This is a genomic window from Mycobacterium interjectum, from assembly GCF_900078675.2.
GTDB classification, from domain to species: Bacteria; Actinomycetota; Actinomycetes; order Mycobacteriales; family Mycobacteriaceae; genus Mycobacterium; species Mycobacterium interjectum.
The window spans coordinates 2,544,719-2,566,491 of the sequence record NZ_LT546237.1 but is presented as its reverse complement, the minus strand read 5'-3'; the positions used below and the strand labels follow the sequence as shown (position 1 = coordinate 2,566,491).

Sequence of the window (21,773 nt, the reverse complement as noted above, 5' to 3'; positions counted from 1 at the left end):
ATCTAGCCGTGCCACCGGTAGAGTGGAATCTACCGTTGGTTCCTCTCTGACCTGCGTATATGCGTGCGTGTCGGCGCGTTTTCCGTCTGCTACTGTAATACCTATCGTAGGCTTTTTGGTAAAACGGCTGGACACATGGATCTAGGGCTGGCGAATGCCACGGCGGTGGTGGTCGGCGGTAGCCGCGGGATGGGGTTGGCGACGGCACGCTGCCTGGCCGACGAGGGGGCCCGGGTGGCGGTGGTCGGCCGCACCCGCGACGCGCTGGATTCCGCGGCGGACGATTTGACCGGACGCGGCAGCGCGGATGCCCTCGGCCTGGTGGCCGACATCGGTGACGCCGCCGCGGTCGACACGGTGTTCGCCGACCTCGCCGCGCGATGGGACGGCGAACTCAACGTGCTCGTCAACACGGTCGGGCCGGGCGCGGCGGGCAGCTTCGAGGATCTGACCGACGAACAGTGGCACCGGGCCGTTGAGGACGGGGTCATGGGCATGGTGCGCTGCGTCCGTGCGGCACTTCCCCTGCTGCGCAAGGCGCAATGGGCGCGGATCGTCAACTTCTCGGCGCACTCCACCCAGCGACAAAGCGTGATGCTGCCGGCCTACACCGCCGCCAAGTCGATGCTGACGAGCGTCTCCAAAAACTTGTCCCTGTTGCTGGCCAAGGACGAGATCTTGGTCAACGTGGTGTCGCCGGGCAGCATCGCGTCGGAGTCCCTGGTCGGCTGGGCGAAGTCCGTCGGCGTCGACGGCAACGACCCGTACGCGCTGATGGACGCGATCGCCGAGCATTTCGGGCATCCCGCGCAGATGCCGCGGGCCGGCCTGCCGGAAGAGATAGGACCGGTCGCCGCCTTCCTCGCATCGCGGCGCAATTCCTACATGACCGGTGCCAACATCAACGTCGACGGTGGTTCGGACTTCACCTGACCCGAAATCGTTTGGCCGACAAAAGGAGTCGATTGTGGCGACGGCGACCGAGGCGCGCACCTGGGCGCGCGGAGCATTGCGGGGAATCGGCGACTCCCTCTACACGCCGTTCTGCGGCACCGACGGCGATGACATCGACTGGGACGCCTATCGGACACTGGTGCGCTACTGCGTCGGCGATCTCGGGCACCCGATGTTGTGGTGTACCAGCGGCATCGCCGAGTTTTGGGCACTGACCCTCGACGAGCGCAAGCGCCTGCTAGAGGTGGCAATCGAGCAGGCGCGCGGCCTGAACCCGGATGTCGTCGTGCAGGCCTGCACTGCGGCGACGTCGGCGAAGGACTGTTTGGAACTGACCCGCCACGCCCAGCAGGCGGGTGCCGACATCGCCTACATCCAGACGCCGATGATGGAGGCGCACGGAGGAGAGGGTGTATTGAGGTTCTTCTCCTATATCGCCGCGCGCACCGATATCGCCTTGGGCATGTTCAACTCTCCGTCTTCCGGCTACGTGCTGACCCCGGCCGAAAGCGCGCGCATCTATCACGAGATACCCGCCGTGTGCGCCACCAAGGAGGGCGCCTTCCGGCCGGAGGCGAGCCGGCGGCTGCACGAGTTGGCGCCCGACCTCGCGGTCTGGGAATGCGACCGGACCGTGTACCGCGCCGGGTGGCTGCGCGCCGGCATCGTCTGTCCGGCGCAATTGGGCACGGCCGGCTATCTATTCGAAACCCCGCAACGGCGATTGTTCTCCGAATACTGGGAGCTGGTGCTGGGCGACAAGCTCCTCGAGGCGATGGACTACGCGCGGGAGTCCGGGATGGACCAGTTCGACCTCGACATCGGGTCCTGGTGGACGTGCTACCCGGGGCGGCCGGACTACTTCACCCACTGGGGTGGCGCCTTCAAGTACGCCGCCTCGCTGCTGGGACTGCCGATCGGCGACTATCCACATTCGCGGCCTCCGCAGGCCGAACTGCCGCCCGAGGCGAAGGCCCAGATCGAAAACGCCTACCGGCGGGTCGGTCTTCTCGAAACCGTGTTGCAGTAGAACGGATTTCACGGCGAAGCGGGCCCGGTACGTGACCGGGCCCGCTCGCTAGGGTGGGCCGTCTAGTTCTGCTCGGCCCGCTCACGCTCCTCATAGACCTTGGCCTTGCTACGCGCCTTCTCGGCGGCGGCTTCCTTCTTCCCGGCGCTGCGCTGCGCGTCGGCTTTGTCCTGCTGCGCCTTGCCCTCGTTGATCAGGTCATTGCGGCCGATGATGATGCCGATGACCTGCTTGGTCTTACCGAAAACATCCTCGATGATGCCCCGGACGAGTTCGATCGGACCGCTCTTGGCGTCAACCATTGCATTCCCTCCCGTTGATAAATGGCTTGTTTCTAGGCTTCCCGGTCAGGTGGCCGACGTAAACCTGTGCGATCGTGGCGCCCGCCACAGCCCCTAGTTGAACCGCCGCCGCGGCCGCAACCCGAGGCAGGCGAGAACGCCGATCAGCGCCGCCCAGAACAGGATCTGCGCGCCCATCACCGCCAGCTCGGCCCGCGATGCCACCGCGCGCGCCTGGCGCAGGCGGTGAGCAAGCGCTGCAAATGTCGCATTCACGAGTCATCGATAACCCCCGCGTCGCCATCCCAAACCCCGTCGCCCGCGGTTACGATCGGGCGGTGCTCACGCTGGGTGTCATCGGCTGGATCGTCATCGGGGGCGTGGCCGGCTGGGTGGGCAGCAAAATCACGGGGACCGACGCGCAGCTGGGCTTGCTCCTCAACATCGCGGTCGGCGTCGTCGGTGGGTTGATCGGCGGATTCCTCCTGCGCGCCATGGGTGTCAGCGTGGACGGCCGAGGGTTGTTGTTCTCGTTTCTCACGTGTCTGCTGGGGGCGGTGATCCTGCTGGCGATCGTCAAGCTGATCACCCGCGGACGGGCGTCCCGCTAGGGGTTGCCCTGGGCAGCCCAGCGCGCCGAAAATCGCTGTTTGGTCGCGGTTCACGCGCGCGCGGCGGCGGTTGTGGAATGCGCTACCGATAGGTATACAGTATGCGTACAAAGACGGCTGATTTCCGGCAGGTCGAGGGTGAGGAGGTGCCGCGGCAGATGTCCGGCAGCGACGGTGCTTCCGAAGGCGCCGTACTCTACGAGGCCACGGCAAGCGGCGTCGCAATCCTCACCTTCAATCGTCCGGATCGCCTGAACGCCTGGGGCCCCGACATCGCCGCCGCGTTCTACGCCGGGATCGACCGCGCCGAAAAAGACCCCGACATCCGGGTGATCGTGGTGACCGGTCGGGGCAGGGGATTCTGCGCGGGCGCCTATCTGGGCGCGCCGAGTTCGGCGGCCAGCTACGGCGAGAAGATGGAGAAGGCGGGTCAGACCGACCTGGCCGAGTTGGTCGGTGAGCGCCCACCGCATTTCGTGACCGCGCTTCGCAAGCCCGTCGTCGCGGCGATCAACGGCGCCTGTGTCGGCATCGGCCTGACCCAAGCCTTGATGTGCGACGTCCGCTTCGCGGCAGCCGGGGCCAAGTTCGCGGCGGTGTTCGCCCGGCGGGGGCTGATCGCCGAATTCGGCATCTCCTGGATACTTCCGCGGCTGAGCTCCTGGGGAGTCGCCCTCGACCTGTTGCTCAGCGGTCGCACCTTTCTCGCCGAGGAGGCGGCCGAGCTGGGCCTCGTCAAAGAAGTCGTCGCCCCCGAAAACCTGATGAAACGGGCCCTCGAGTACGCGGAGGACGTCGCGCGAAACTGCTCGCCCGCCTCGATGGCGGTAATCAAACAGCAGGTCTACGGCGACGCCACCCGCGACGTCGCCGACGCTACGGCGCGCGCCGAAATCCTGCTGCACGAGGCGATGCCGCGACCGGACGTCATCGAAGGGATCACCAGCTTCCTCGAGAAGCGCCCGCCCCAATTCCCTTCGCTCACTTCAACCGAAGCTTAATTTTGCCGGTGGCACCGGAAAGGATGATCATGGCTGACTTGGATTACCGGCCGATCGACGTCGACAACCACTATTACGAGCCGCTGGACGCCTTCACCCGCCACTTGGACAAGAAGTTCAAGCGCCGAGGGGTGCAGATGGTCAGCGACGGCAAGCGCACCTGGGCCGTGATCGGGGACCGCGTCAACCACTTCATCCCCAACGTCACCTTCGACCCGATCATCGTGCCGGGCTGCCTCGACTTGCTGTTCCGCGGCGAGATCCCCGAGGGTGTGGATCCGGCCTCGCTGATGAAAGTCGAACGCCTGGGCGACCACCCCGAGTACCAGAACCGCGATGCGCGGGTCGCGGTGATGGACACCCAGGACATCGAGACGGTCTTCATGCTGCCGACGTTCGGCTGCGGCGTCGAGGAGGCGCTCAAGGGAGACATCGAGGCGACGATGGCGTCGGTGCACGCGTTCAACCTCTGGCTCGACGAGGACTGGGGCTTCGACCGGCCCGATCACCGAATCATTGCCGCGCCGATCATCTCGCTGGCCGATCCGGCCAAGGCGCTCGACGAGGTCGAGTTCGTGTTGGCCCGCGGCGCCAAGCTGGTGCTGGTACGGCCGGCGCCGGTGCCCGGCGTGGTCAAGCCGAGGTCGCTGGGCGATCGCAGCCACGACCCGGTGTGGGCCCGGCTGGCCGAGGCAGGCGTACCGGTGGGCTTTCACCTCAGCGACAGCGGCTATCTGCACATCGCCGCGCAGTGGGGCGGCAAGGCAACCTTCGAGGGGTTCGGCGAGAAGGACCCACTGGATCAGGTGCTCCTCGACGACCGGGCCATCCACGACACGATGGCCTCGATGATCGTGCACGGCGTGTTCACCCGCCACCCGAAACTCAAGGCGGTCAGCATCGAAAACGGCTCGTACTTCGTGCACCGGCTGATCAAGCGCCTGAAGAAGGTGGCCAACAACTACCCGCGGCATTTTCCCGAAGACCCGGTCGAGCAGTTGCGCAACAACGTCTGGATCGCGCCCTACTACGAGGACGACCTGCCGGGGCTGGCCAACGCGATCGGCATCGACAAGATCCTGTTCGGATCCGACTGGCCGCACGGCGAAGGCCTCGAGTCGCCGGTGTCCTTTACCGAAGAGCTCGTCGGTTTCAGCGATGCCGACGTCCGAAAAATCATGCGCGACAACGCCCTCGACCTGCTCGGTGTCCAGGTCGGATCGTCCGCCTAGCCGCTGACACATGAGTGAATGGACCGTGGGCGCCGTGCTGGACGCCATCGCCGACGTCATCGGAGATCGTCTGATGACCGTCTGCGGTGACCGCCGCAGCACGTTTGCCGAATCCGCGAGCCGCACCACCCGGCTGGCAAACTTCCTCAGCGGCAAGGGCTTCGGGGCCCACGCCGAGCGCGAGGAGCTCGAGCCCTGGGAATGCGGTCAGGATCGCGTCGCGCTCCTGATGTACAACGACCTGTACCCCGACATGGTGATCGGATGCCTCAAGGCGCGCACCGTTCCGGTCAACGTCAACCACCACTACTCGCCGCGCGAAATCGCCGACCTGCTCGCCTACGTGCGGCCCCGCGTAATCATCTACCATCGCGCCCTCGGCGCCCGCTTCGCCGACGTGCTGCCCCCCGACGGGACCGAGCTCCTGGTCTCCATCGACGACGGCAGCGGCGCACCCGAACTGCCGGGCGCCGTGTCGCTGGACGACGCTCTGGCCGCGGGCGACCCGGACGTGCGGCCGGTCGGGTCGCCGGACGACCTGATCATGATGTGCACCGGCGGAACGACGGGGCGCCCCAAGGGGGTGCTGTGGCGCCAGAGCGACATGTACGTGTCGTCCATGGTCGGCGCCGACCACGACAGCGTCACCGAGATCCACGACAAGGTGCGCGGCGGCGGCCCGCCGTGGTTCGCGGTCTCCCCGCTGATGCACGCGGCGGGCTTGTGGACCGCGTTCGCGGCGCTGTGCGCCGGGCTGCCGGTCGTGCTCTATGACGACCGCAACAAGCTCGACGTGTGTTCGGTGTGGAAGACCGCCGAGCGCGAGAAGGTGGGCATGATGACGATGGTCGGCGACGCGTACGCCGGCCCGCTGATCGCCGAACTCCGCTCGCATCGCTACGACCTGTCCGCGCTGAACGCGATCGGCACGGGCGGGGCCGCCACCAACGCGAAATACAAACGGGCACTGATGGAATGCCTGCCGCACATCACGATCATCGAGGGCTACGGGTCGTCCGAGAGCGGCAACATGGCGTTCGGGCACAGCCGCGAGGGGACCGCCAGCGAAACCTTCCAACCCAGGGACGGGGCCACGGTCGTCTCCGCCGATCGCACGCGGTTCCTGCGCCCCGGCGACCAGGAGGTCGGCTGGGCCGCCCGGACGGGCCGGATTCCGCTCGGGTACTTCGGCGACGCCGAGGCGACCCGGCTGACCTTCCCGCAGATCGACGGCCGGCGCGTGGTGATACCCGGTGACCGGGCAGCCCTCGAAAAGGACGGCACCATCCGGCTTTTCGGCCGCGATTCGCTGGTGGTCAACACTGGCGGCGAAAAGGTGTTCGTCGAAGAGGTCGAAGAGGTGCTGCGGGCGCATCCGGGCGTCGCCGACGCCCTGGTGGTGGGGCGGCCGAGCGAGCGGTGGGGCCAGGAGGTCGTCGCGCTCGTCGCCCCGCACCCGGGCGCCGATCTGAGCGCCGACGGGCGCGCGCTCTACACCTTCTGCACCNAGGTCGTGCGGCTGACCTTCGGCACCCGGCCGGCGAAGGTGGACAACATCGGCCGGTTGCCGATGGCCTGGGTGGATCCGGCCGCCGCGGACACCCGCACGGTCGTGGCCGAGGGCCCCGACGCGGTGGCGAGTTACCAACGGGCGCTGGACGAATGGCGGCTCCTGACCGCGGCCGCGCTGGTGGGCCTAGTCGAGGAGACGATGACGATCGCCGCGGAGTTCGCCAAGACCCGCTACACGCTAGGCGTGCCGATCTCGACCCTGCAGGCCATCTCGCACCCCCTGGCGAACATGGCCATCACCGTTCAGGGCGGGCGCAACCTCGCCCGCCGGGCCGCCTGGTTCCTGGACAACGAACCCGACGAACGCCCCGAGTTGGCGCCGTCGGCTTTCGTTTTCATGGCCGAGGAGGCCGCCAAGGCGGCGACGATGGCGGTGCACATCCAAGGCGGCCTCGGGGTGTCCTCCGAAGCCGCGGCCACGGCGTACCTGGTGCGGGCCCGGGGATGGCCGCTGGCCGTCGGCGATCCCGGCGCCGCAGCTGTGTATCAGAGACCGGATGCATGGCCACCGCGGCCTNTCATCTTCGTCGAGCAGATCCAGCGCCTCGGCAACGGCAAGCCCAACTACCGGTGGGCGCGAGAGCAAGCCGAAGAGAAGGTGTCATGAACACCCAAGCGATCGACTGCCTGATCAACGTCCACTTCGGGGAGGCCGACTCCCAGCCGACCTGGATGCTCAAGGTCCGGGACGACTACTTCAAGGGCCCGCAGTCGATGTTCGCGCCGGTGGATCTGTCCGAGTTGCTCGACGAGATGGATGAGCAGGGGGTGCAGAAGGCCGTCCTGATGGACTCGATCGCCAGCCCGTCCACGACCGCGCGCAAGTTCATCGAGGCCAGGCCCGACCGGTTCGCCCTGGCGATGGGTGGGGTCAACCTGTTGCGCCCGGTGCGGTCGCTGCGCGAGTTGACCGCGGTCGCAGGCGACCTGCCGGTCGCGTATGCCGTAGTGGGACCGAGCTTTTGGGGTGACGGGCAATATCCGCCCAGCGACGCCGTGTACTACCCGCTCTACGCGAAGTGCGCGGAACTGGACCTGCCGCTGTGCACCAACACCGGCATCCCGGGCCCGCCGATTCCCGGCGAGGTGCAGCACCCGATGCACCTGGACCGGGTCTGCGTGCGGTTCCCCGAGCTCAAGCTGTGCATGATCCACGGGGCCGACCCGTGGTGGGACGTCGCCATCCGGCTGCTGCTCAAGTACGCCAACCTGCGCCTGATGACGTCGGCGTGGTCGCCCAAGCGACTCCCGGAAAGCCTGCTGCACTACATGCGAACGCGCGGCCCCGACAAGGTGATCTACGCGTCGGACTGGCCGGTGCTGCGCATGCGCCGGGTGATCCCCGAAGCCCGGGCGCTGGACCTGCCGCCCGAGGTGCTGGACAACTACCTGTACAACAACGCGCAGGAATTCTTCTTCGGGAAGGAACATTGACGATGGACCGCTTCGAACTGCGCAGACTCGACTACAGCCTGTCCGAAGACCACCTGGCTCTGCAGGACGCGTACAAGCAATTCTTCAAGACCCACTGCTCGATCGAAACGGTGCGCGCGGCAGAGCAATCCGGTTTCGACAAGAGCCTGTGGGAACGGCTGTGCGCAATGGGCGCGACCACGATGGCGCTGCCGGAGTCCAGCGGTGGCGACGGCGCGACGCTGGTCGACCTTACCCTGGTGGCCGAGGAGATCGGCCGGTCGCTGGCGCCGGTCCCGTGGATCGACCACGTGTGCGCCGCCCGGCTGCTGGGACGCCTGGGCGCGCTGGGGGCCGACACCGCGGGCGTGGGCAGTGGCGAACAGCTCGCTGCGCTCGACGCGCGCATCGACGCCGCGCCGGGTGTCCGCCTGATTCCGACGGGCTCGATCGCCGACCACATCATCGTCCGCGACGGCGATCAGGTCGTGCGGCTGACCTTCGGCACCCGGCCGGCGAAGGTGGACAACATCGGCCGGTTGCCGATGGCCTGGGTGGATCCGGCCGCCGCGGACACCCGCACGGTCGTGGCCGAGGGCCCCGACGCGGTGGCGAGTTACCAACGGGCGCTGGACGAATGGCGGCTCCTGACCGCGGCCGCGCTGGTGGGCCTAGTCGAGGAGACGATGACGATCGCCGCGGAGTTCGCCAAGACCCGCTACACGCTAGGCGTGCCGATCTCGACCCTGCAGGCCATCTCGCACCCCCTGGCGAACATGGCCATCACCGTTCAGGGCGGGCGCAACCTCGCCCGCCGGGCCGCCTGGTTCCTGGACAACGAACCCGACGAACGCCCCGAGTTGGCGCCGTCGGCTTTCGTTTTCATGGCCGAGGAGGCCGCCAAGGCGGCGACGATGGCGGTGCACATCCAAGGCGGCCTCGGGGTGTCCTCCGAAGCCGCGGCCACGGCGTACCTGGTGCGGGCCCGGGGATGGCCGCTGGCCGTCGGCGATCCCGGCGCCGCCGCCCTGCGGGTCGCGGAGATCGTCGCCGCCCGCGAGAGCACACCGCAGCCGGCTTAGGACAGGAGAGACAAACAATGGACTTCTCCCGAGTCGAGCTGTCCGCGGAAGACGAGGCCTTCCGCGAGGAGGCGCGGAACTTCCTGAGCACCCACATGACCGACGAGGTGCGTCGTCGCGACCGCGAGACGGGCGACAACTTCGACGAGGGACTGCACCTGAAGTTCGGCGCCGCAGGCTATTTGGCGGCCGAGTGGAAGCCGGAATCCGCGGGCGGGTTCAGCCGGCTCCGGCGCCGCATCTGGGAGCTGGAGAAGCGGCGGGTGCACGTGCCGTGGGTGACCTGGGGAACCACCGCCATGGTGGCGCGCTCGGTGGAGAAGTTCGGATCGCCGGAGCTGCGCGACGAGGTGCTGCCCAAGGTCTTCAGCGGGGAGGTGCGGCTGTGCCTCGGCTACACCGAGCCCGAAGGCGGTTCCGACATCGCCACCTGCAAGACCCGCGCCGTCCGCGACGGTGACGCATGGATCATCAACGGCTCCAAGATGTTCACCACCGGCGCGCACAACTGCCAATACGTGTTCCTGATCACCAACACCGCCCCGGAAGCGCCGAAACACAAGAGCCTGACCATGTTCCTGGTTCCGCTGGACTCGCCCGGCATCGAGATCCAGGGCCTCCGCACGGTGGACGGCGACCGGACGAACATCGTCTACTACAGCGACGTTCGTGTCGACGACAAATATCGGCTGGGCGAGGCGAATGCCGGCTGGACCGTGCTGCGCGAGCCGCTCAACGTCGAGCACGGCGCGGTTGCGGCGGCACCCGACGGGCTGCAGGACACGTCGATCATGATGCACCAGGCGGGATTCATGTCCGAGGCCGTCGACAAGGCCGCGGCCCGCGTGACCCGGCCCGGCCCCGACGGGCGCCGGCTGATCGACGACAAGTCGGTCGCGTATCGACTGGGCCGCAGCGCCGCCCGGCTGGAGATTGCCCTGTCCTCCCCGAGCATCTTCGGCCGGGTCGCCATCGCGCAAACGATGCGCGACATCTCCCCGGACCTGATGGACATCCTCGGCGCGGCCGCTGCCCTGCCATACGGGACCGACGGCGCCGCCGACGACGGCAGCGCCGAGTACGCCTACCGGTTCGCCCCCCTGGTGGGCATCTACGGCGGCACGCTGGAGGTGTTCCGCAACATGATCGGCCAGTACGTGCTCGGCCTGGGCAAGCCGAACTACTCACCGCCGAAGCCCCGCTAGCGCGTCAGGATCGTCGCGGCGGCGGTGCCGGGCGCCCCGTACAGCTGGGTGAAGCCGACCTTCGGGCCGCCGGGGACCTGGCGGTCGCCCGCCTCGCCGCGGAGCTGGCGAACGACTTCGTGGATCTGGCGCAATCCGGAAGCGCCGATCGGCTCACCGTTGGCGATCAGCCCGCCATCGGTGTTGACCGGCATGGCGCCGCCGATCTCGGTGGCGCCGTCGGCCAGCAGCTTCTCCTGATCCCCGTGCGCGCAGAACCCGCACTCGGCCATGTGGATGATCTCGGCGCCGGCGTCGGTGTCCTGCAGCTGGATCACGTCGACGTCGTCGGGCGCCACGCCGGCCTTCTCGAAGGCGGCCCGCGCGGCGTATACGGTCGGCGCGACGTCCTCGTCGACCGGGGCGAAGGTGGTGTTCACCTCGTACGCACCGTAGCGGCGGGTGCGGACCTCCACCGCCCGCAGGTAGACGGGCTTGGCGGTGTAGCGGTGTGCGATGTCGGCCCTGCACAGCACCGCGGCCGCGGCGCCCTCGTCGGGTGCGCAGAACATGTACTGGGTCAGCGGGTAGTTGAGCACCGGCGAACTCAGGATCTGGTCCTCGGGGATCGCCTTGCGGCGGAACGCGTTCGGATTCAGCGAACCGTTACGGAAATTCTTCGCCGCGACCTTGGCCAGCGTCTCGGTGGAGATGTGGTGCTCGTGCAGATACCGATTCGCCTTCATGCCGAAGAACTTGGTGGTGAGGTACTGCCCGTTCTCGGCGTACCAGCTTGGCATGCCCACCAGCGCCGGATCTTCGGTGAACGCTCCGCGCGGGTGCTTGTCCAGGCCGATGGCGATGCCGATGTCGTAGTCGCCCAGCCGGATCCCGTCGGCACAGGCCTTGACCGCGCTGGCCGCGGTCGCGCACGCGTTGAACACGTTGGTGAACGGGATGCCGGTCAGGCCCACCATGCCGACGATCGCGTCGGGGTTGGCCACCGTCCAACTGCCGCCGGTGGCGAATTGGATGTCCCGCCACGCGACACCGGCGTCGGCGACGGCGGCAAAGATCGCCTCGACGCCCATCTGCATCGCCGACTTGCCCTCGAAGCGGCCGAACGGGTGCAGGCCCACCCCGATGATGGCGACGTCGTTCGTCATCTGTATCTCCTTGTCTCGGGCGGCTCTAACGGCGGCGCACCAGCTGTGCCTGCTGAAGGGCCGCCACCGCTCCGTGCTGGTCGAATAGCGTGGCGATCGAGACGCCGACTCCGTCTCGGCCGTAATGGTTTTCGGCTCTGACGCCGACCCATTCCCCTTCGGGCACCCGGTGTATGTGCACCGTGAGGTCGATGTTGAGGAACAGCCACTCGGCGACGCTGAGACGGCTGCCCATGCCGTTGGCGATGTCGGCCACCGCGAACAGCCGCTGCATCGGGGTCATCGATTCGCCCTGGACGAGGTCGACGATCGGTCTGGCCCAGCACTCTCCGGGCACATCGTTGAGAATGTCGTTCAGCCAGCGCCAGTCCAGGCCCTGGATGTACGTCTGGTTCGCGTCGTTGTCGGGGTGGCGGACCCGCCCGTCGCTCACCCGTCGCAGCGGGGCAGCGGGGGTGAAGAACAGCTCCGCCGCGTCGCCCGCCTGGAATCGCCACGCGATCGCGTTGGCGACCGGTCGCGGCCGCCCGTCGGGGCCCGGTGCCCGCAGCTGGGCGTTCAGCAGCTCGATCTTGGTGCCCGGGCGCTCGACGTGGGCGCGCACCCACAGTGGCCCGGCCACTGGGACGGGTCCGAGGAGGTCGACGACGACGCGGCTCAACCGGGCGTCGTCGCGTGGCGAGCAGCGCTCCAGGGCACGCACCAGCAGGGCCGACACCGGTGCGGCATTCTGCATCTCCGGCGACCAGGTGCTGATGACATGATCCGAAGCGCTGAATCTCTCACCGAGTGGATCGTGTGGATCGGCCAGCTCGTAGTAGGCGTCGGTCAAGCGATGGCCCCCGCGTCCTTGAGTTCGGCGATACGGTCCCAGTCCATGCCGAGCTCCATCAGGACGATTTCGGTGTGCTCGGAGGCCTGTGGTGCCCGGGTGGTCACCAGCGGCTCGTGGTTGAACTGGACCGGCCCGCGCACGACGCGGAACGGCTTCCCACCGCTGGCGACTTCGACCTCGGCGATCATGTCGTTGGCGAGGGCCTGTTCGTCGTCGACCAGATCGAGGAGGCTCTGGAAGGGCGCCCACTGGCCCTTCATCGTCTTGAGGTGCTGGCGCCAGTACTCAAAGGGCTTGCCGGCGAAGGCCTTCTCGATCAATTCGGCGGCCGCATCGGCGTTCTGGATCAGCGGGAGCACGTCGGAGAAGCGCGGATCGTCGGCCGCTTCGGGGATGCCGAGGTGCTCGAAGGTGTCGCGGATCAGCCCGGTCGGGCTGATGATGCACAGGTTGATGGTGCCGCCGTCGGAGGTTGCGTAGTTGCCCATGAAGGGATTCACCGACGGCGCGCCGGAACCCGGCATGGGCGTTCGCATCACCTCGCCGGTCTCCATGCCCTGCGTCACGCTGGCGCCCGCCGCCCACCAGGCCGTGCTCAGCAGCGACACATCCATTTCGACGGCCTCGCCGGTGCGCTCGCGGTGCAGCAACGCGGCCGAGATGCCGCCGGCGATGAACATGCCACCGATGGAATCGCCGAACGCCGGAATGCCTTGTCCCAGCGCGCCGCCCAACTCCTCCGGCGTCAGCGCGTAGCCGATGCCGCTGCGCGTCCAGAACACGGTGCCGTCGTAGCCACCGACGTCGCGTTCGGGTCCCTTGTCCCCGTACGCCGAACCGCGGGCATAGACGATGTTCGGGTTCACCGCGCGGATGTGTTCTACGTCGAACTTGTGCTTCTGCCGCACCGCGGGCATGTAGTTGGTCAGGAACACGTCGGAGGCCTTGGCCAGTTCGTAGATCACTTCCCGGCCACCGGGCGTGGACACGTCGACCCCGACGCTGCGCTTGCCGCGGTTGGGATGCTCCATCAGCGGGTGCCGCTCCGGATCGACCTGAATGCCACCCATATTGAGGAAGCCGCGTTGGGTGTCGCCGCGCACCGGGTGCTCGACCTTGATGACGTCCGCGCCCCAATCGGCGAGAATCGCGCCCGCCGCCGGGACGAAGGTGAACTGCGCAAGCTCGAGGACCCGAAAGCCCGCCATTACCTTGATCATTCCCGGACCCTACTGCGCGTCGAACGTCACCGGAAGCGCGGTGGGCGAACGGAAGGGCTGGCCGTGAATGTGTGGGTCCCCGTCGGTCAGCAGGCTGAGGTTGGTCAGGCGATTCAGCAGGCATTCGAGCGCGACCCGGGTTTCCAGCCGCGCCAGGTGAAGACCCAAACACGTGTGCTCACCGGCGGCGAACGAGATGTGCGGCAGGTGCTTGCGGAAGATGTCGAATTCCTCCGAACGTTCCCACCGGCGCTCGTCGCGATTCGCCGATCCGATGCATACCGCGACGACGGCGCGCGCCGGAATCTCGACCCCCTCGAGCTCGGTGTCCTGCGTGGTGAACCGCTGCACGGTGGTCAGCGGCGTCTCGTAGCGCAGCCCCTCCTCGATCGCCTGGCCGATCAGCTCGCGGTCGCACTGCACCGCCGCGAACTGTTCGGGATGGGTGAGCAGCAGGTACAACAGGTTTCCCGACGACCGGTACGTGGTCTCCAAACCGGCGGGCAGCAGCAGGCGCAGGAAGGAGTAAATCGCCTCGTCGCTGAGCTTTTCGCCGTCGATCTCGGCGCTGACGAGGTCGCCGATGATGTCCTCGGTGGGATTGGACTTGCGCTGCTCGATCTGCTCGACGAAGTAATCCTTCAGCGCGGCCGACGCCTCGAAGGCCCGCTCGTAGTTGACGTGGTAGCTGATCAGCTCCACGGCGCGCTTGCGGAACACCGGCAGGTCCTCGGCCGGCAGCCCCAGCAGTTCGGCGATGACCCGGGTGGGAAATTCGAAGGTGAACTGCCGGACCAGGTCGGCCTGCCCGGTGTCGATGAACTCGTCGATCAACGCGTTGCAGATCGGCCGCACCACGGCGGGCTCCCACCGGGCCAGCGCCTTGGACTTGAATGCCGCCGACACCAGGTTGCGATGGTCGCGGTGCTTCTTGCCCTCCATCGCCAGAATGGTGGGCCCCATGAACAGGCCGATCGTTTTGTCATACGGTGCGGAGCTGAATACCCGGCCGTCGCGGAACACCGTGTTCACCGCGTCGAACGACACCGCGGAGTACTCGCGCTTGGGCGTCAGCGACTCCGGCGTTTTCGAGTAGTCCATGACGGTGCCGCGGAACACGCCGGCCTGCCGGCGCTTGTGGGCGAAAAACGGGTAGGGGTCGCGGAGGCTGACCGTCTCTTGGCCGGGTTGGGGGCCGGTGTGGACGTTGGTCGTCACCTGGATCTCCAGCATCTTCAGCAGGAACGTGCGGTCCTTGCGTAAGATCGTACTGTAATTCTTACAGTAGACAATATGGGCAAACGAGCGGTCAGCGCGTCAGCCTTGCGGCGCGGGCCAGCAGGGCGGCGTATCCCACGCCCAGCACACGGGGCATCGCCGCCATGGCCCGCCCGTCGGGCCCGATAAGGATCCTGGCCCGGTTCTTCTCGGCTCCCCGGAGAATCACCCGGGCGGCCTTTTCCGGAGAGGTGAGCGCCGCACGCCCGAACAGTTTCGCCGCCAGGTCGGGATCCTCGCTGGCCGCGGTGCGCATGTTCGCGCCGAAGTTCGTGCGCACCACACCGGGGTGGACGCAATGCACAGTCACCGGACGGCGTTCGATGATCATCTCCTGGCGCAACGCCTCGGTGAGGCCGCGCACCGCGAATTTCGAAGTGCTGTAGGCGCCCTGGTACGGAATCGCGATGAGACCGAAGGCGCTGGACAGGTTGACCAACCGCGCCGGGCGCCCGGGCGAACCCGACTCGATGAGCTGCGGAAGGAAGGCCTTGGTCCCGTTGACGACACCGCCGATGTTGATGCCGACGAGCCAGTCAAAGTCCGCCCAGGACATGTCCGCGACGCTGGCGAACAGGTCGACGCCGGCGTTGTTGAACACCATTGAGGCCGGCCCCAGGTCGCTGCGCACCTGGTCGGCATAGGCCAGCATTCCGTCCCGGTCGGCGACGTCGACCTGGTACGTCGTCACTGTGCCGGGCGGACAGGCTGTTTGGGTCTCGGCCAGATTCTTCGGGTCGATGTCGGACGCCGCGACGTGCGCGCCGTCGCGGCTCAGCGCCAGCGTCAAGGCGCGCCCGATGCCGGAGCCGGCGCCGGTGACGACGGCGATACGGTCCTGGTACTTCACGTGTCCGCTCCCGCCTCGACGATGGCCCGGATCCGGTCCACCGAGGCCTCGATGTTCCGCTGCAGATCCGCGCGGCGGTCCCGGATGAACAAGCAGAGATGTTCGAAAACCACGACCCCGAAGGGCAGCGGAACGCACATCCGGAAAGTTTCCGTGAGGCGCGTGGTACCGGCGGCGCTACCGGGTTCGATGAGGTAGGCCCACTGCGTCCAGTCGCCTCCCATCGCCTGGACCACGAACGAGAATCGGCGTCCGGGCTCCGCTTCGACGACGTCGGCAACCGTCTTCCAGCGGCCGAGCCGCCGGCGGTTCCACGCCCGAAAACGGTCCGGCGCCAACCACTCCGCGCGCGTTGTTTCCGGGCTCCACTCGGGGATTCGCGTGACGTCTGAGACGACGGCGTAGACCTGCTCCGGCGACGCCCGCACCTCGGTCGAGGCCGTCAGCGTCTCGTCCTTCTGCAGCACCGACATCCTCAGCCGTTCACCGCCTGCTCGCGCGCCCACCGGTAGTCGGCCTTGCCGGACGGGCTGCGCTCGACCACGGGACGGAAGACGACCGCCTTGGGAAGCTTGTAGCGCGCCAACGACTTTGCGGCGTGGGTGATCAGTTCCTCGGCGTCGGCACTGGCGCCCTCGGCGAGCGCGACGACGGCCACCACCTCCTGGCCCCAACGGTCGCTGGGCCGCCCGGTGACCACCACGTCGGCCACCGCAGGATGCGATGCGATCGCGGTTTCGACCTCCTCGACGAAGATCTTTTCCCCACCGGAATTGATGGTCACCGAATCGCGGCCCAGCAATTCGATGGCGCCGTCGGCGCGGTGGCGCGCGCGGTCGCCGGGGACCGCGTACCGCACGCCGTCGATCACCGGGAAGGTCTTGGCCGTCTTGGCCGCATCGCCCTTGTAGCCCAACGGAACATAGCCGCACTGCGCGAGCCACCCCATGCCCTCGTGGCCGGGCTCCAGGATCGCGCTCATGTCCTCGGCCGCCACGAAGGTATCGGGTCCGGCGTTGAAGGTGCCGGTCGACACCGCGCCCGGGGCGGACATGTGGTGCATCTGCGCCCCGGTCTCCGACGATCCGACACCGTCGACGACGACGGCGTTCGGCAGTACCTCGATCAGCCGCTGTTTGACGAACGGGGTCAGCAGGGCGCCGCCGTTGGCGACCACGGCCAACGACGACACGTCGGCGATACCCTTCTCGATGGCGGCGACCAGCGGTCGCGCCATCGCGTCCCCGACCACCGTCACCACCGGCACCCGCTCGCGTTCGATGGTGCGCACGACGTCGTCGGCGTCCAAATGATCGACGACCGAAGGGAAGACGACGGACTGCCCCGTCGTGATCGCGGTCATCACGCTCCACTGCGCCGCCCCGTGGATCAGTGGCGGCAGGATCAGCAACTTGGCGCCGGGCCCCGCGCTCACCCGCGCCACGATCTCGTCGACCGACGCCGATGGCTCACCCGTCATCAGGTTTCGCCCGCCGAAGGACGTCATGAAGATGTCGTGCTGGCGCCACAGCACGCCTTTCGGCATCCCCGTCGTGCCGCCGGTGTAGAGGACGTAGAGGTCGTCGGGCGAGTGCTGCAGGGGCGGTGGTTGCGGCGAGCTTGATGCCAGGGCGGCCTCGTAATCCACCGCGCCGTAGATCAGGTCGTTGCCCGAGTCGTCGGCGATCTGAATCAGGACGCGCAGCTGCGGCAGGTCCGGCAGGATTTCGGCGACGCGCGGCGCGAACGCCGCGTGGTAGATCAGGGCGGTGGCCCCGGAATCCGCCAACAGGTATTGCAGCTCGCTTTTGACATAGCGGAAGTTGACGTTGAACGGCGCGACCCGCGCCTGGAAGCTGCCCAGCAACGCCTCGACGAACTCGTTGCCGTTGTAGGCGTACAGGCCGAGCAGGTCCTGGCCGACCTCGTGGCCGGCGAGGCCCGAACGCTCGGTGTGGCAACCCAGCCCGCGCTTGTGCAGGTAGGTGGCGAGCCGGTTGGCCCGTTCGAGGATCTGCGCGTAGCTGTAGCGCCGGTCGCCCCGGATCACCAGGTCGCGGTCGGGGATCGCCGCGGCGACGGCCTTGGCGACCTCGGGCACGGTGAATTGTGTTGCGTTGTCGGACATTGTGCCTCTCACGGCTGGTGGGGTAGCAGGCGGACCATCAGGCCGTTGGCTTCGCTGAGCAGTGTGCCGTCGGCCGCGGTCATGCTAGCGGCAACGAAGAATTTCCTGCCGTCGACGTCAGTGATCCGGCCCCGGGCGGTCAACGGCTCGTCGATCGGGGTGACGTTACGGTAGTCGACGTGCAGGAAGGCGGTGCGGGTTGGCGGGCAGCCCGCGGTCGAGACGACCATGCCGAACAGCCAGTCGTAGAACAGCGGGATCATCCCGCCGTGCACGGCGTTGTTCCCGCCGACGTGGGCGCGGGAGAAGTGCCCGTCCATGGTGACGCCGCCCGGCCCGGATTCGGTGAGGAGCCATGGCGGCAGCAACGGGTGCCCCAGCCCGGGCAGCTCGATGACCCGCCCGCCCGGCGCGGCGCCTTCGGGGACCTGATGCCCGTCCAGCAGCGCGCACGCCCGTTCGACGTGCTCGGCCGCGGCGTCCCAGCTCGAGCTGTCGGTGGAGACGGCGAGATCCTGCAGGCGGCGCACCGCCGCGACGAACCGGCCCAGCCCGGCGGGCGCGTGTTCGGCCGGCTTGATCTCGGGGAAGCCGCCGCGAACTCCGGGCGCCGTCTCGGTCATGGGCGCTCCCACGCCCGAAGCAGGTCGTCGGTGGTGGTGATGGTCGCGAGCAACGACAGCGTGTTGGCGATGACGGCGGCGCCGTAGTCGGCGGGCACGCCGGCGACGGCGTCCTTGGGCACGACGACGCGGTAGGCGGCGTTGACCGCATCCATGACGACGTTGGGGATCGCGATGTTCAGCGAAACGCCCACCACGACGATGGTGGAGACCCCGAGGTTGCGCAGCACGGCGTCCAGGTCGGTGCCGCCCATCGGCCCGACGCCGTGCCAGCGGCTCAGGACCAAATCGGTTGGCTCGGGGCCCAATTCGGGCAGCAGGGCAGCCCCGGCAGTGCCGGGGGTGATGTCGACTTGACCGTGTCCCATGGCGAAGATCTTGGCGTTGTGGTTGGAGCCGAGCCCGTCGGGCCGGCGCCGCACCAGGCAGTGCACGACGCGAACCCCCGCCGCCCGGGCCGTCGGCAGCAGCCGCACGATGTTGGGCAGCGCAACCCGGCGCGCTTCGTCGGCCAGCATTGCCAGCCCGGCGTCGGGGCCCATCACCGCGCCCTGGCATTCCTGGGTGACGACCGCCGTCTGCTCGGGGGCTGCGAGGTCCTCGAGCGGCGTCATGCCGGCACTTCGTAGAACTGGGTCGCCCATTTGCGCAGTGCCATATACCCTTTCGCGTCCACCTTGGACAGCGCCGGGTGCTCGACGTACTTCTGGTAGCGCCAGATCCGCAGATCGTCGAAGACGGTGGACAGGAACTGCTTTTCGATGAGCTCGCGCAGCTTGCCCTGCGGCACGTCGGAGGCGTCGCCGGGGACCCGCGGCCACCAGATCGAATAGAACAGGTCCGAACACTCATCGTCGACCGGCGTGCAGGTGAAGATCAGCCGGTGGTTCTGCGCGCCCTCGAAGACGCTGATCGCACCGCCGAGGCCGAACAGGTGGCTGTGAAAGCGCAACGCCAGGTCCTCGGGGTCCTCGCTGCGCGCGTCCGGCCAGCCCGCGACGAACTGCCATTCGTGGTCGACGATTTTCCAGTCCAGCACCCGCGGCGTCACGGTGGCGTGGTGCACGTACTCGAAATGGGCGCTGTCGGGGGCGTTCTCCGCCACGATCTGGGGATGCACCGGCTCGCGCTCCGCGCGGCGGGAGAAGTCCGGGTACGCGCGGTAGTAGGCCGCCGGGTCCGTCTCGAATTGCGGGAACTTCCTGAAGATGTCCGGCATCTCCCATTGGGGTTCCTTGCCGTCCGGCTGGTGCCAGATGAACACGCAGTCGTATTGCTCGCGCACCGGGTACACCCGCAGCCGCAGCTTGCGGTTGGGGCGCTCGGGCTGGTAGGGGATGTAGCGATTGGTGCCATCGGGACCCCAGCGCCACCCGTGGAAGGGGCACTCGACGCATTCGCCCACCACCTTGCCGCCGTGGCCGATGTGGGCGCCGAGGTGTTTGCAGTGCGCTTCCAGAACGTGCAATTCGCCCCGCTCGTCGCGGTAGGCCACCAGATCCTCGCCGAAATAGTGGAGCGGCCGCACCTCGCCGATCGGGAATTCGGGCGACCATCCGACCATGAACCACCCGGTTACCTTCCAGGTAAAGGGCACTTTCACGCCGTCGCCTCCCGCACTCATTGATACTAAGTTGGTTACAGTATAGATTTCAGCAGTTCGGCCGGTTAGGGGCAAGGAGCTGCTCTATGCGTGGACAGGACGCGCACTTCGACGCCCTGGTCATCGGCGCCGGCTTCTCCGGCCTGTACATGCTGCACCGGCTGCGGCAGCTGGGCATCCGGGCAAGGGTGCTCGAGCGGGCCGAAAACGTCGGAGGCACCTGGCTGTTCAACCGGTACCCGGGTGCGCGATGTGACATCGAAAGCATCGAGTACTCCTACAGCTTCTCCGACGAGATTCAGCAGGAATGGGTGTGGACGGAGTCGATGCCGGCTCAGCCCGAGATCGAGGCCTACCTGAACTTCGTCGCCGACCGGCTGGATCTTCGCCGCGACATCCAGTTCCACACCGAGGTCGTCGCGATGACCTTCGACGAGGACGCCGGAGAGTGGGTACTGGTCACGAAGGCGGGAGCGACTTTCCGCGCCGCATTCGTCATCGCCGCCACCGGCATCCTGTCGGTGCCACTGGAACCCGACATCTCCGGAATGGACACCTTCACCGGAACGTCGCTGTTCACCAGCCGCTGGCCCAGCCAGGGCTGCGATCTGGGCGGCAAGCGGGTCGGTGTCATCGGCACCGGCTCGACCGGTGTCCAGCTGATTCCCGTCGTCGCGCAAGAAGCGTTGCAGCTGTGCGTGTTCCAGCGTTCGCCGGCCTACACCCTGCCCTGGGAGGTGCGGCGATTCGAGCCCGGCGAGCTGGACGAGATGAAGGCCCGCTACGACGAGATCCGGGCGGCGCAACGGGCCCACCCGATCGGCGCGGCGCGGCTGAGCGCCTTCTCGGTGCTGCTGGGGATGCTCGGCAAGCCGCCGCTGAAGTCGGCGACCCGTGACGAGCAACTGCGCGCCGTCGAGGAGAGTGGCGTGATGGGCGCGCTCAATTGGGGCGACATCTTCTTCGACATCGACGCCAACAGGATGGCCGCCAAGCTCTACGGCGAGGCGGTGGCCCGCATCGTCAAGGATCCGGACACCGCGGCCGCCCTGGTGCCCGAGCACCCCTTCGCCTGCAAGCGCCCCATCATCGACCACGGCTACTACGAGACGTTCAACCGCGACAACGTCACGCTCGTGGACCTGCGCAAGTCCCCGATCCGCGAAGTCACACCGACCGGCATCCGCACCGAGCACGAGTCCTACGACCTCGACGTGATCGTCTATGCCACCGGCTTCGACGCCATGACGGGCGCGCTCAGCCGCATCGATGTGCGGGGCCGCGACGCGATGTCGCTCGCCGAGTTCTGGGCCACCGCGGGCCCGCTGTCCTACCTCGGTCTGGCGGTGGCGGGTTTCCCGAACCTGTTCACGATCCAGGGCCCGGGCAGCCCGAGCGCAAGCACCAACTTCGTGGCCGCGCTCGAGCAGCACGTCGAGTGGATCGGCGACTGCATCACCTACCTGCGCGGCAACGGAATCCGCACCATCGAGGCGCTGGCGGCCGCTCAGCAAGAATGGATCGACCACACCACCGCGCTCGTCGCGCCGACGGTGCTGGTGCACCCGTCGTGCAACTCCTGGTACAACGGTGGCAACGTGCCCGGCAAGAAACGGATGTATATGGGCTATACCGGCGGAATCCCCGAATACCGCCGCCGCTGCGACGAAATCGCGGCCGGCGGATACACCGGCTTCAAGCTCGCCTAGG

General features: G+C 67.7%; 22 protein-coding genes and 1 pseudogene. 11 read left to right on the top strand and 12 right to left on the bottom strand.

The window, feature by feature from the left end:
• The first annotated feature begins 135 nt into the window (after positions 1-135).
• Together BN4348_RS46660 and BN4348_RS46655 are read left to right on the top strand one after the other, a co-directional pair.
• Complete coding sequence (locus BN4348_RS46660) at positions 136-933, top strand: SDR family NAD(P)-dependent oxidoreductase (protein WP_066914499.1); 798 nt, start codon at positions 136-138, stop codon at positions 931-933.
• Positions 934-967: 34 nt separating this feature from the next.
• On the top strand, positions 968-1,984 hold the full coding sequence (locus BN4348_RS46655) for a dihydrodipicolinate synthase family protein (RefSeq protein WP_066914498.1): 1,017 nt from the start codon (positions 968-970) through the stop codon (positions 1,982-1,984).
• Positions 1,985-2,046: 62 nt separating this feature from the next.
• Here the strand turns inward: BN4348_RS46655 and mbp1 are convergent, their stop codons facing one another.
• Positions 2,047-2,286: a microaggregate-binding protein 1 gene (mbp1, locus tag BN4348_RS46650; protein ID WP_066914496.1), complete on the bottom strand. Its 240-nt coding sequence runs from the start codon at positions 2,284-2,286 to the stop codon at positions 2,047-2,049.
• A gap of 93 nt (positions 2,287-2,379) precedes the next feature.
• Positions 2,380-2,541, bottom strand: a complete 162-nt coding sequence (locus BN4348_RS60070; protein ID WP_160040494.1) for a hypothetical protein — start codon at positions 2,539-2,541, stop codon at positions 2,380-2,382.
• Positions 2,542-2,603: 62 nt separating this feature from the next.
• On the opposite strand from BN4348_RS60070, the gene BN4348_RS46645 reads away from it, so the two are divergent.
• From BN4348_RS46645 to BN4348_RS46615, 8 genes and pseudogenes are all read left to right on the top strand, one after another.
• Positions 2,604-2,876, top strand: a complete 273-nt coding sequence (locus tag BN4348_RS46645) for a GlsB/YeaQ/YmgE family stress response membrane protein (protein ID WP_066914615.1) — start codon at positions 2,604-2,606, stop codon at positions 2,874-2,876.
• A 158-nt stretch (positions 2,877-3,034) separates the two neighbouring features.
• Positions 3,035-3,877 carry an enoyl-CoA hydratase gene (locus tag BN4348_RS46640; protein WP_066914614.1) on the top strand — a complete coding sequence of 281 codons (843 nt, stop codon included), beginning with the start codon at positions 3,035-3,037 and terminating at the stop codon, positions 3,875-3,877.
• 29 nt (positions 3,878-3,906) lie between these two features.
• A complete protein-coding gene (locus tag BN4348_RS46635; protein ID WP_066914613.1) occupies positions 3,907-5,109 on the top strand; it encodes an amidohydrolase family protein in 1,203 nt (400 codons plus the stop codon).
• A gap of 10 nt (positions 5,110-5,119) precedes the next feature.
• Positions 5,120-6,616 (top strand): annotated as a pseudogene (locus BN4348_RS46630) (AMP-binding protein); the annotation flags it as partial.
• A 63-nt stretch (positions 6,617-6,679) separates the two neighbouring features.
• Positions 6,680-7,288: an acyl-CoA dehydrogenase family protein gene (locus BN4348_RS61655; RefSeq protein WP_235852906.1), complete on the top strand. Its 609-nt coding sequence runs from the start codon at positions 6,680-6,682 to the stop codon at positions 7,286-7,288.
• Positions 7,285-8,115: an amidohydrolase family protein gene (locus BN4348_RS46625; protein ID WP_066914494.1), complete on the top strand. Its 831-nt coding sequence runs from the start codon at positions 7,285-7,287 to the stop codon at positions 8,113-8,115. Before BN4348_RS61655 ends, BN4348_RS46625 begins: the two co-directional genes overlap by 4 nt.
• Positions 8,116-8,117: 2 nt before the next feature.
• The gene (locus BN4348_RS46620) at positions 8,118-9,176 is read left to right on the top strand and encodes an acyl-CoA dehydrogenase family protein (protein ID WP_066914492.1); all 1,059 of its coding nucleotides are present in this window, start codon (positions 8,118-8,120) and stop codon (positions 9,174-9,176) included.
• Between the two features lie 17 nt (positions 9,177-9,193).
• Positions 9,194-10,381, top strand: a complete 1,188-nt coding sequence (locus BN4348_RS46615) for an acyl-CoA dehydrogenase family protein (RefSeq protein ID WP_066914490.1) — start codon at positions 9,194-9,196, stop codon at positions 10,379-10,381.
• Here BN4348_RS46615 and BN4348_RS46610 read toward each other — a convergent pair.
• The 10 genes from BN4348_RS46610 to BN4348_RS46565 form a co-directional block, all read right to left on the bottom strand.
• Positions 10,378-11,526 (bottom strand): thiolase family protein, encoded by a 1,149-nt coding sequence (locus tag BN4348_RS46610; RefSeq protein WP_066914488.1) that lies wholly within the window; start codon positions 11,524-11,526, stop codon positions 10,378-10,380. The two genes, BN4348_RS46615 and BN4348_RS46610, sit on opposite strands and share 4 nt — an antisense overlap.
• 25 nt (positions 11,527-11,551) lie before the next feature.
• Positions 11,552-12,358 (bottom strand): thioesterase family protein, encoded by an 807-nt coding sequence (locus BN4348_RS46605; RefSeq protein ID WP_066914486.1) that lies wholly within the window; start codon positions 12,356-12,358, stop codon positions 11,552-11,554.
• Positions 12,355-13,569 (bottom strand): CaiB/BaiF CoA transferase family protein, encoded by a 1,215-nt coding sequence (locus tag BN4348_RS46600; protein ID WP_066914612.1) that lies wholly within the window; start codon positions 13,567-13,569, stop codon positions 12,355-12,357. Before BN4348_RS46600 ends, BN4348_RS46605 begins: the two co-directional genes overlap by 4 nt.
• A gap of 21 nt (positions 13,570-13,590) precedes the next feature.
• On the bottom strand, positions 13,591-14,814 hold the full coding sequence (locus BN4348_RS46595) for a cytochrome P450 (protein WP_066914484.1): 1,224 nt from the start codon (positions 14,812-14,814) through the stop codon (positions 13,591-13,593).
• 76 nt (positions 14,815-14,890) lie between these two features.
• Positions 14,891-15,709: an SDR family NAD(P)-dependent oxidoreductase gene (locus BN4348_RS46590; protein ID WP_066914482.1), complete on the bottom strand. Its 819-nt coding sequence runs from the start codon at positions 15,707-15,709 to the stop codon at positions 14,891-14,893.
• Entirely contained in the window at positions 15,706-16,182 is a 477-nt protein-coding gene (locus tag BN4348_RS46585) for an SRPBCC family protein (RefSeq protein ID WP_066914480.1), read from the bottom strand. Before BN4348_RS46585 ends, BN4348_RS46590 begins: the two co-directional genes overlap by 4 nt.
• Before the next feature lie 2 nt (positions 16,183-16,184).
• Positions 16,185-17,837, bottom strand: coding sequence for an acyl-CoA synthetase (locus BN4348_RS46580; RefSeq protein ID WP_066914479.1), 1,653 nt, complete (start codon positions 17,835-17,837; stop codon positions 16,185-16,187).
• 8 nt (positions 17,838-17,845) lie between these two features.
• Positions 17,846-18,460: a PaaI family thioesterase gene (locus tag BN4348_RS46575; protein WP_066914478.1), complete on the bottom strand. Its 615-nt coding sequence runs from the start codon at positions 18,458-18,460 to the stop codon at positions 17,846-17,848.
• The gene (locus BN4348_RS46570) at positions 18,457-19,074 is read right to left on the bottom strand and encodes a cysteine hydrolase (protein WP_066914476.1); all 618 of its coding nucleotides are present in this window, start codon (positions 19,072-19,074) and stop codon (positions 18,457-18,459) included. The genes BN4348_RS46575 and BN4348_RS46570 overlap by 4 nt, the downstream gene beginning before the upstream one ends.
• The gene (locus tag BN4348_RS46565; RefSeq protein WP_066914474.1) at positions 19,071-20,063 is read right to left on the bottom strand and encodes a Rieske 2Fe-2S domain-containing protein; all 993 of its coding nucleotides are present in this window, start codon (positions 20,061-20,063) and stop codon (positions 19,071-19,073) included. Before BN4348_RS46565 ends, BN4348_RS46570 begins: the two co-directional genes overlap by 4 nt.
• An 86-nt stretch (positions 20,064-20,149) precedes the next feature.
• On the opposite strand from BN4348_RS46565, the gene BN4348_RS46560 reads away from it, so the two are divergent.
• The gene (locus BN4348_RS46560) at positions 20,150-21,772 is read left to right on the top strand and encodes a flavin-containing monooxygenase (RefSeq protein ID WP_066914473.1); all 1,623 of its coding nucleotides are present in this window, start codon (positions 20,150-20,152) and stop codon (positions 21,770-21,772) included.
• Position 21,773 lies beyond the last annotated feature (1 nt).

Coding starts and splice junctions, on each gene's coding strand:
- BN4348_RS46640 (WP_066914614.1), top strand. CDS start 3,035: ATGTCCGGCAGCGACGGTGCTTCCGAAGGCGCCGTACTCTACGAGGCC.
- BN4348_RS46560 (WP_066914473.1), top strand. CDS start 20,150: ATGCGTGGACAGGACGCGCACTTCGACGCCCTGGTCATCGGCGCCGGC.
- BN4348_RS46660 (WP_066914499.1), top strand. CDS start 136: ATGGATCTAGGGCTGGCGAATGCCACGGCGGTGGTGGTCGGCGGTAGC.
- mbp1 (WP_066914496.1), bottom strand. CDS start 2,286: ATGGTTGACGCCAAGAGCGGTCCGATCGAACTCGTCCGGGGCATCATC.
- BN4348_RS46580 (WP_066914479.1), bottom strand. CDS start 17,837: ATGTCCGACAACGCAACACAATTCACCGTGCCCGAGGTCGCCAAGGCC.
- BN4348_RS46585 (WP_066914480.1), bottom strand. CDS start 16,182: ATGTCGGTGCTGCAGAAGGACGAGACGCTGACGGCCTCGACCGAGGTG.
- BN4348_RS46610 (WP_066914488.1), bottom strand. CDS start 11,526: ATGACGAACGACGTCGCCATCATCGGGGTGGGCCTGCACCCGTTCGGC.
- BN4348_RS46615 (WP_066914490.1), top strand. CDS start 9,194: ATGGACTTCTCCCGAGTCGAGCTGTCCGCGGAAGACGAGGCCTTCCGC.
- BN4348_RS46595 (WP_066914484.1), bottom strand. CDS start 14,814: ATGCTGGAGATCCAGGTGACGACCAACGTCCACACCGGCCCCCAACCC.
- BN4348_RS46620 (WP_066914492.1), top strand. CDS start 8,118: ATGGACCGCTTCGAACTGCGCAGACTCGACTACAGCCTGTCCGAAGAC.
- BN4348_RS46600 (WP_066914612.1), bottom strand. CDS start 13,569: ATGGCGGGCTTTCGGGTCCTCGAGCTTGCGCAGTTCACCTTCGTCCCG.
- BN4348_RS46635 (WP_066914613.1), top strand. CDS start 3,907: ATGGCTGACTTGGATTACCGGCCGATCGACGTCGACAACCACTATTAC.
- BN4348_RS46570 (WP_066914476.1), bottom strand. CDS start 19,074: ATGACGCCGCTCGAGGACCTCGCAGCCCCCGAGCAGACGGCGGTCGTC.
- BN4348_RS46575 (WP_066914478.1), bottom strand. CDS start 18,460: ATGACCGAGACGGCGCCCGGAGTTCGCGGCGGCTTCCCCGAGATCAAG.
- BN4348_RS46625 (WP_066914494.1), top strand. CDS start 7,285: ATGAACACCCAAGCGATCGACTGCCTGATCAACGTCCACTTCGGGGAG.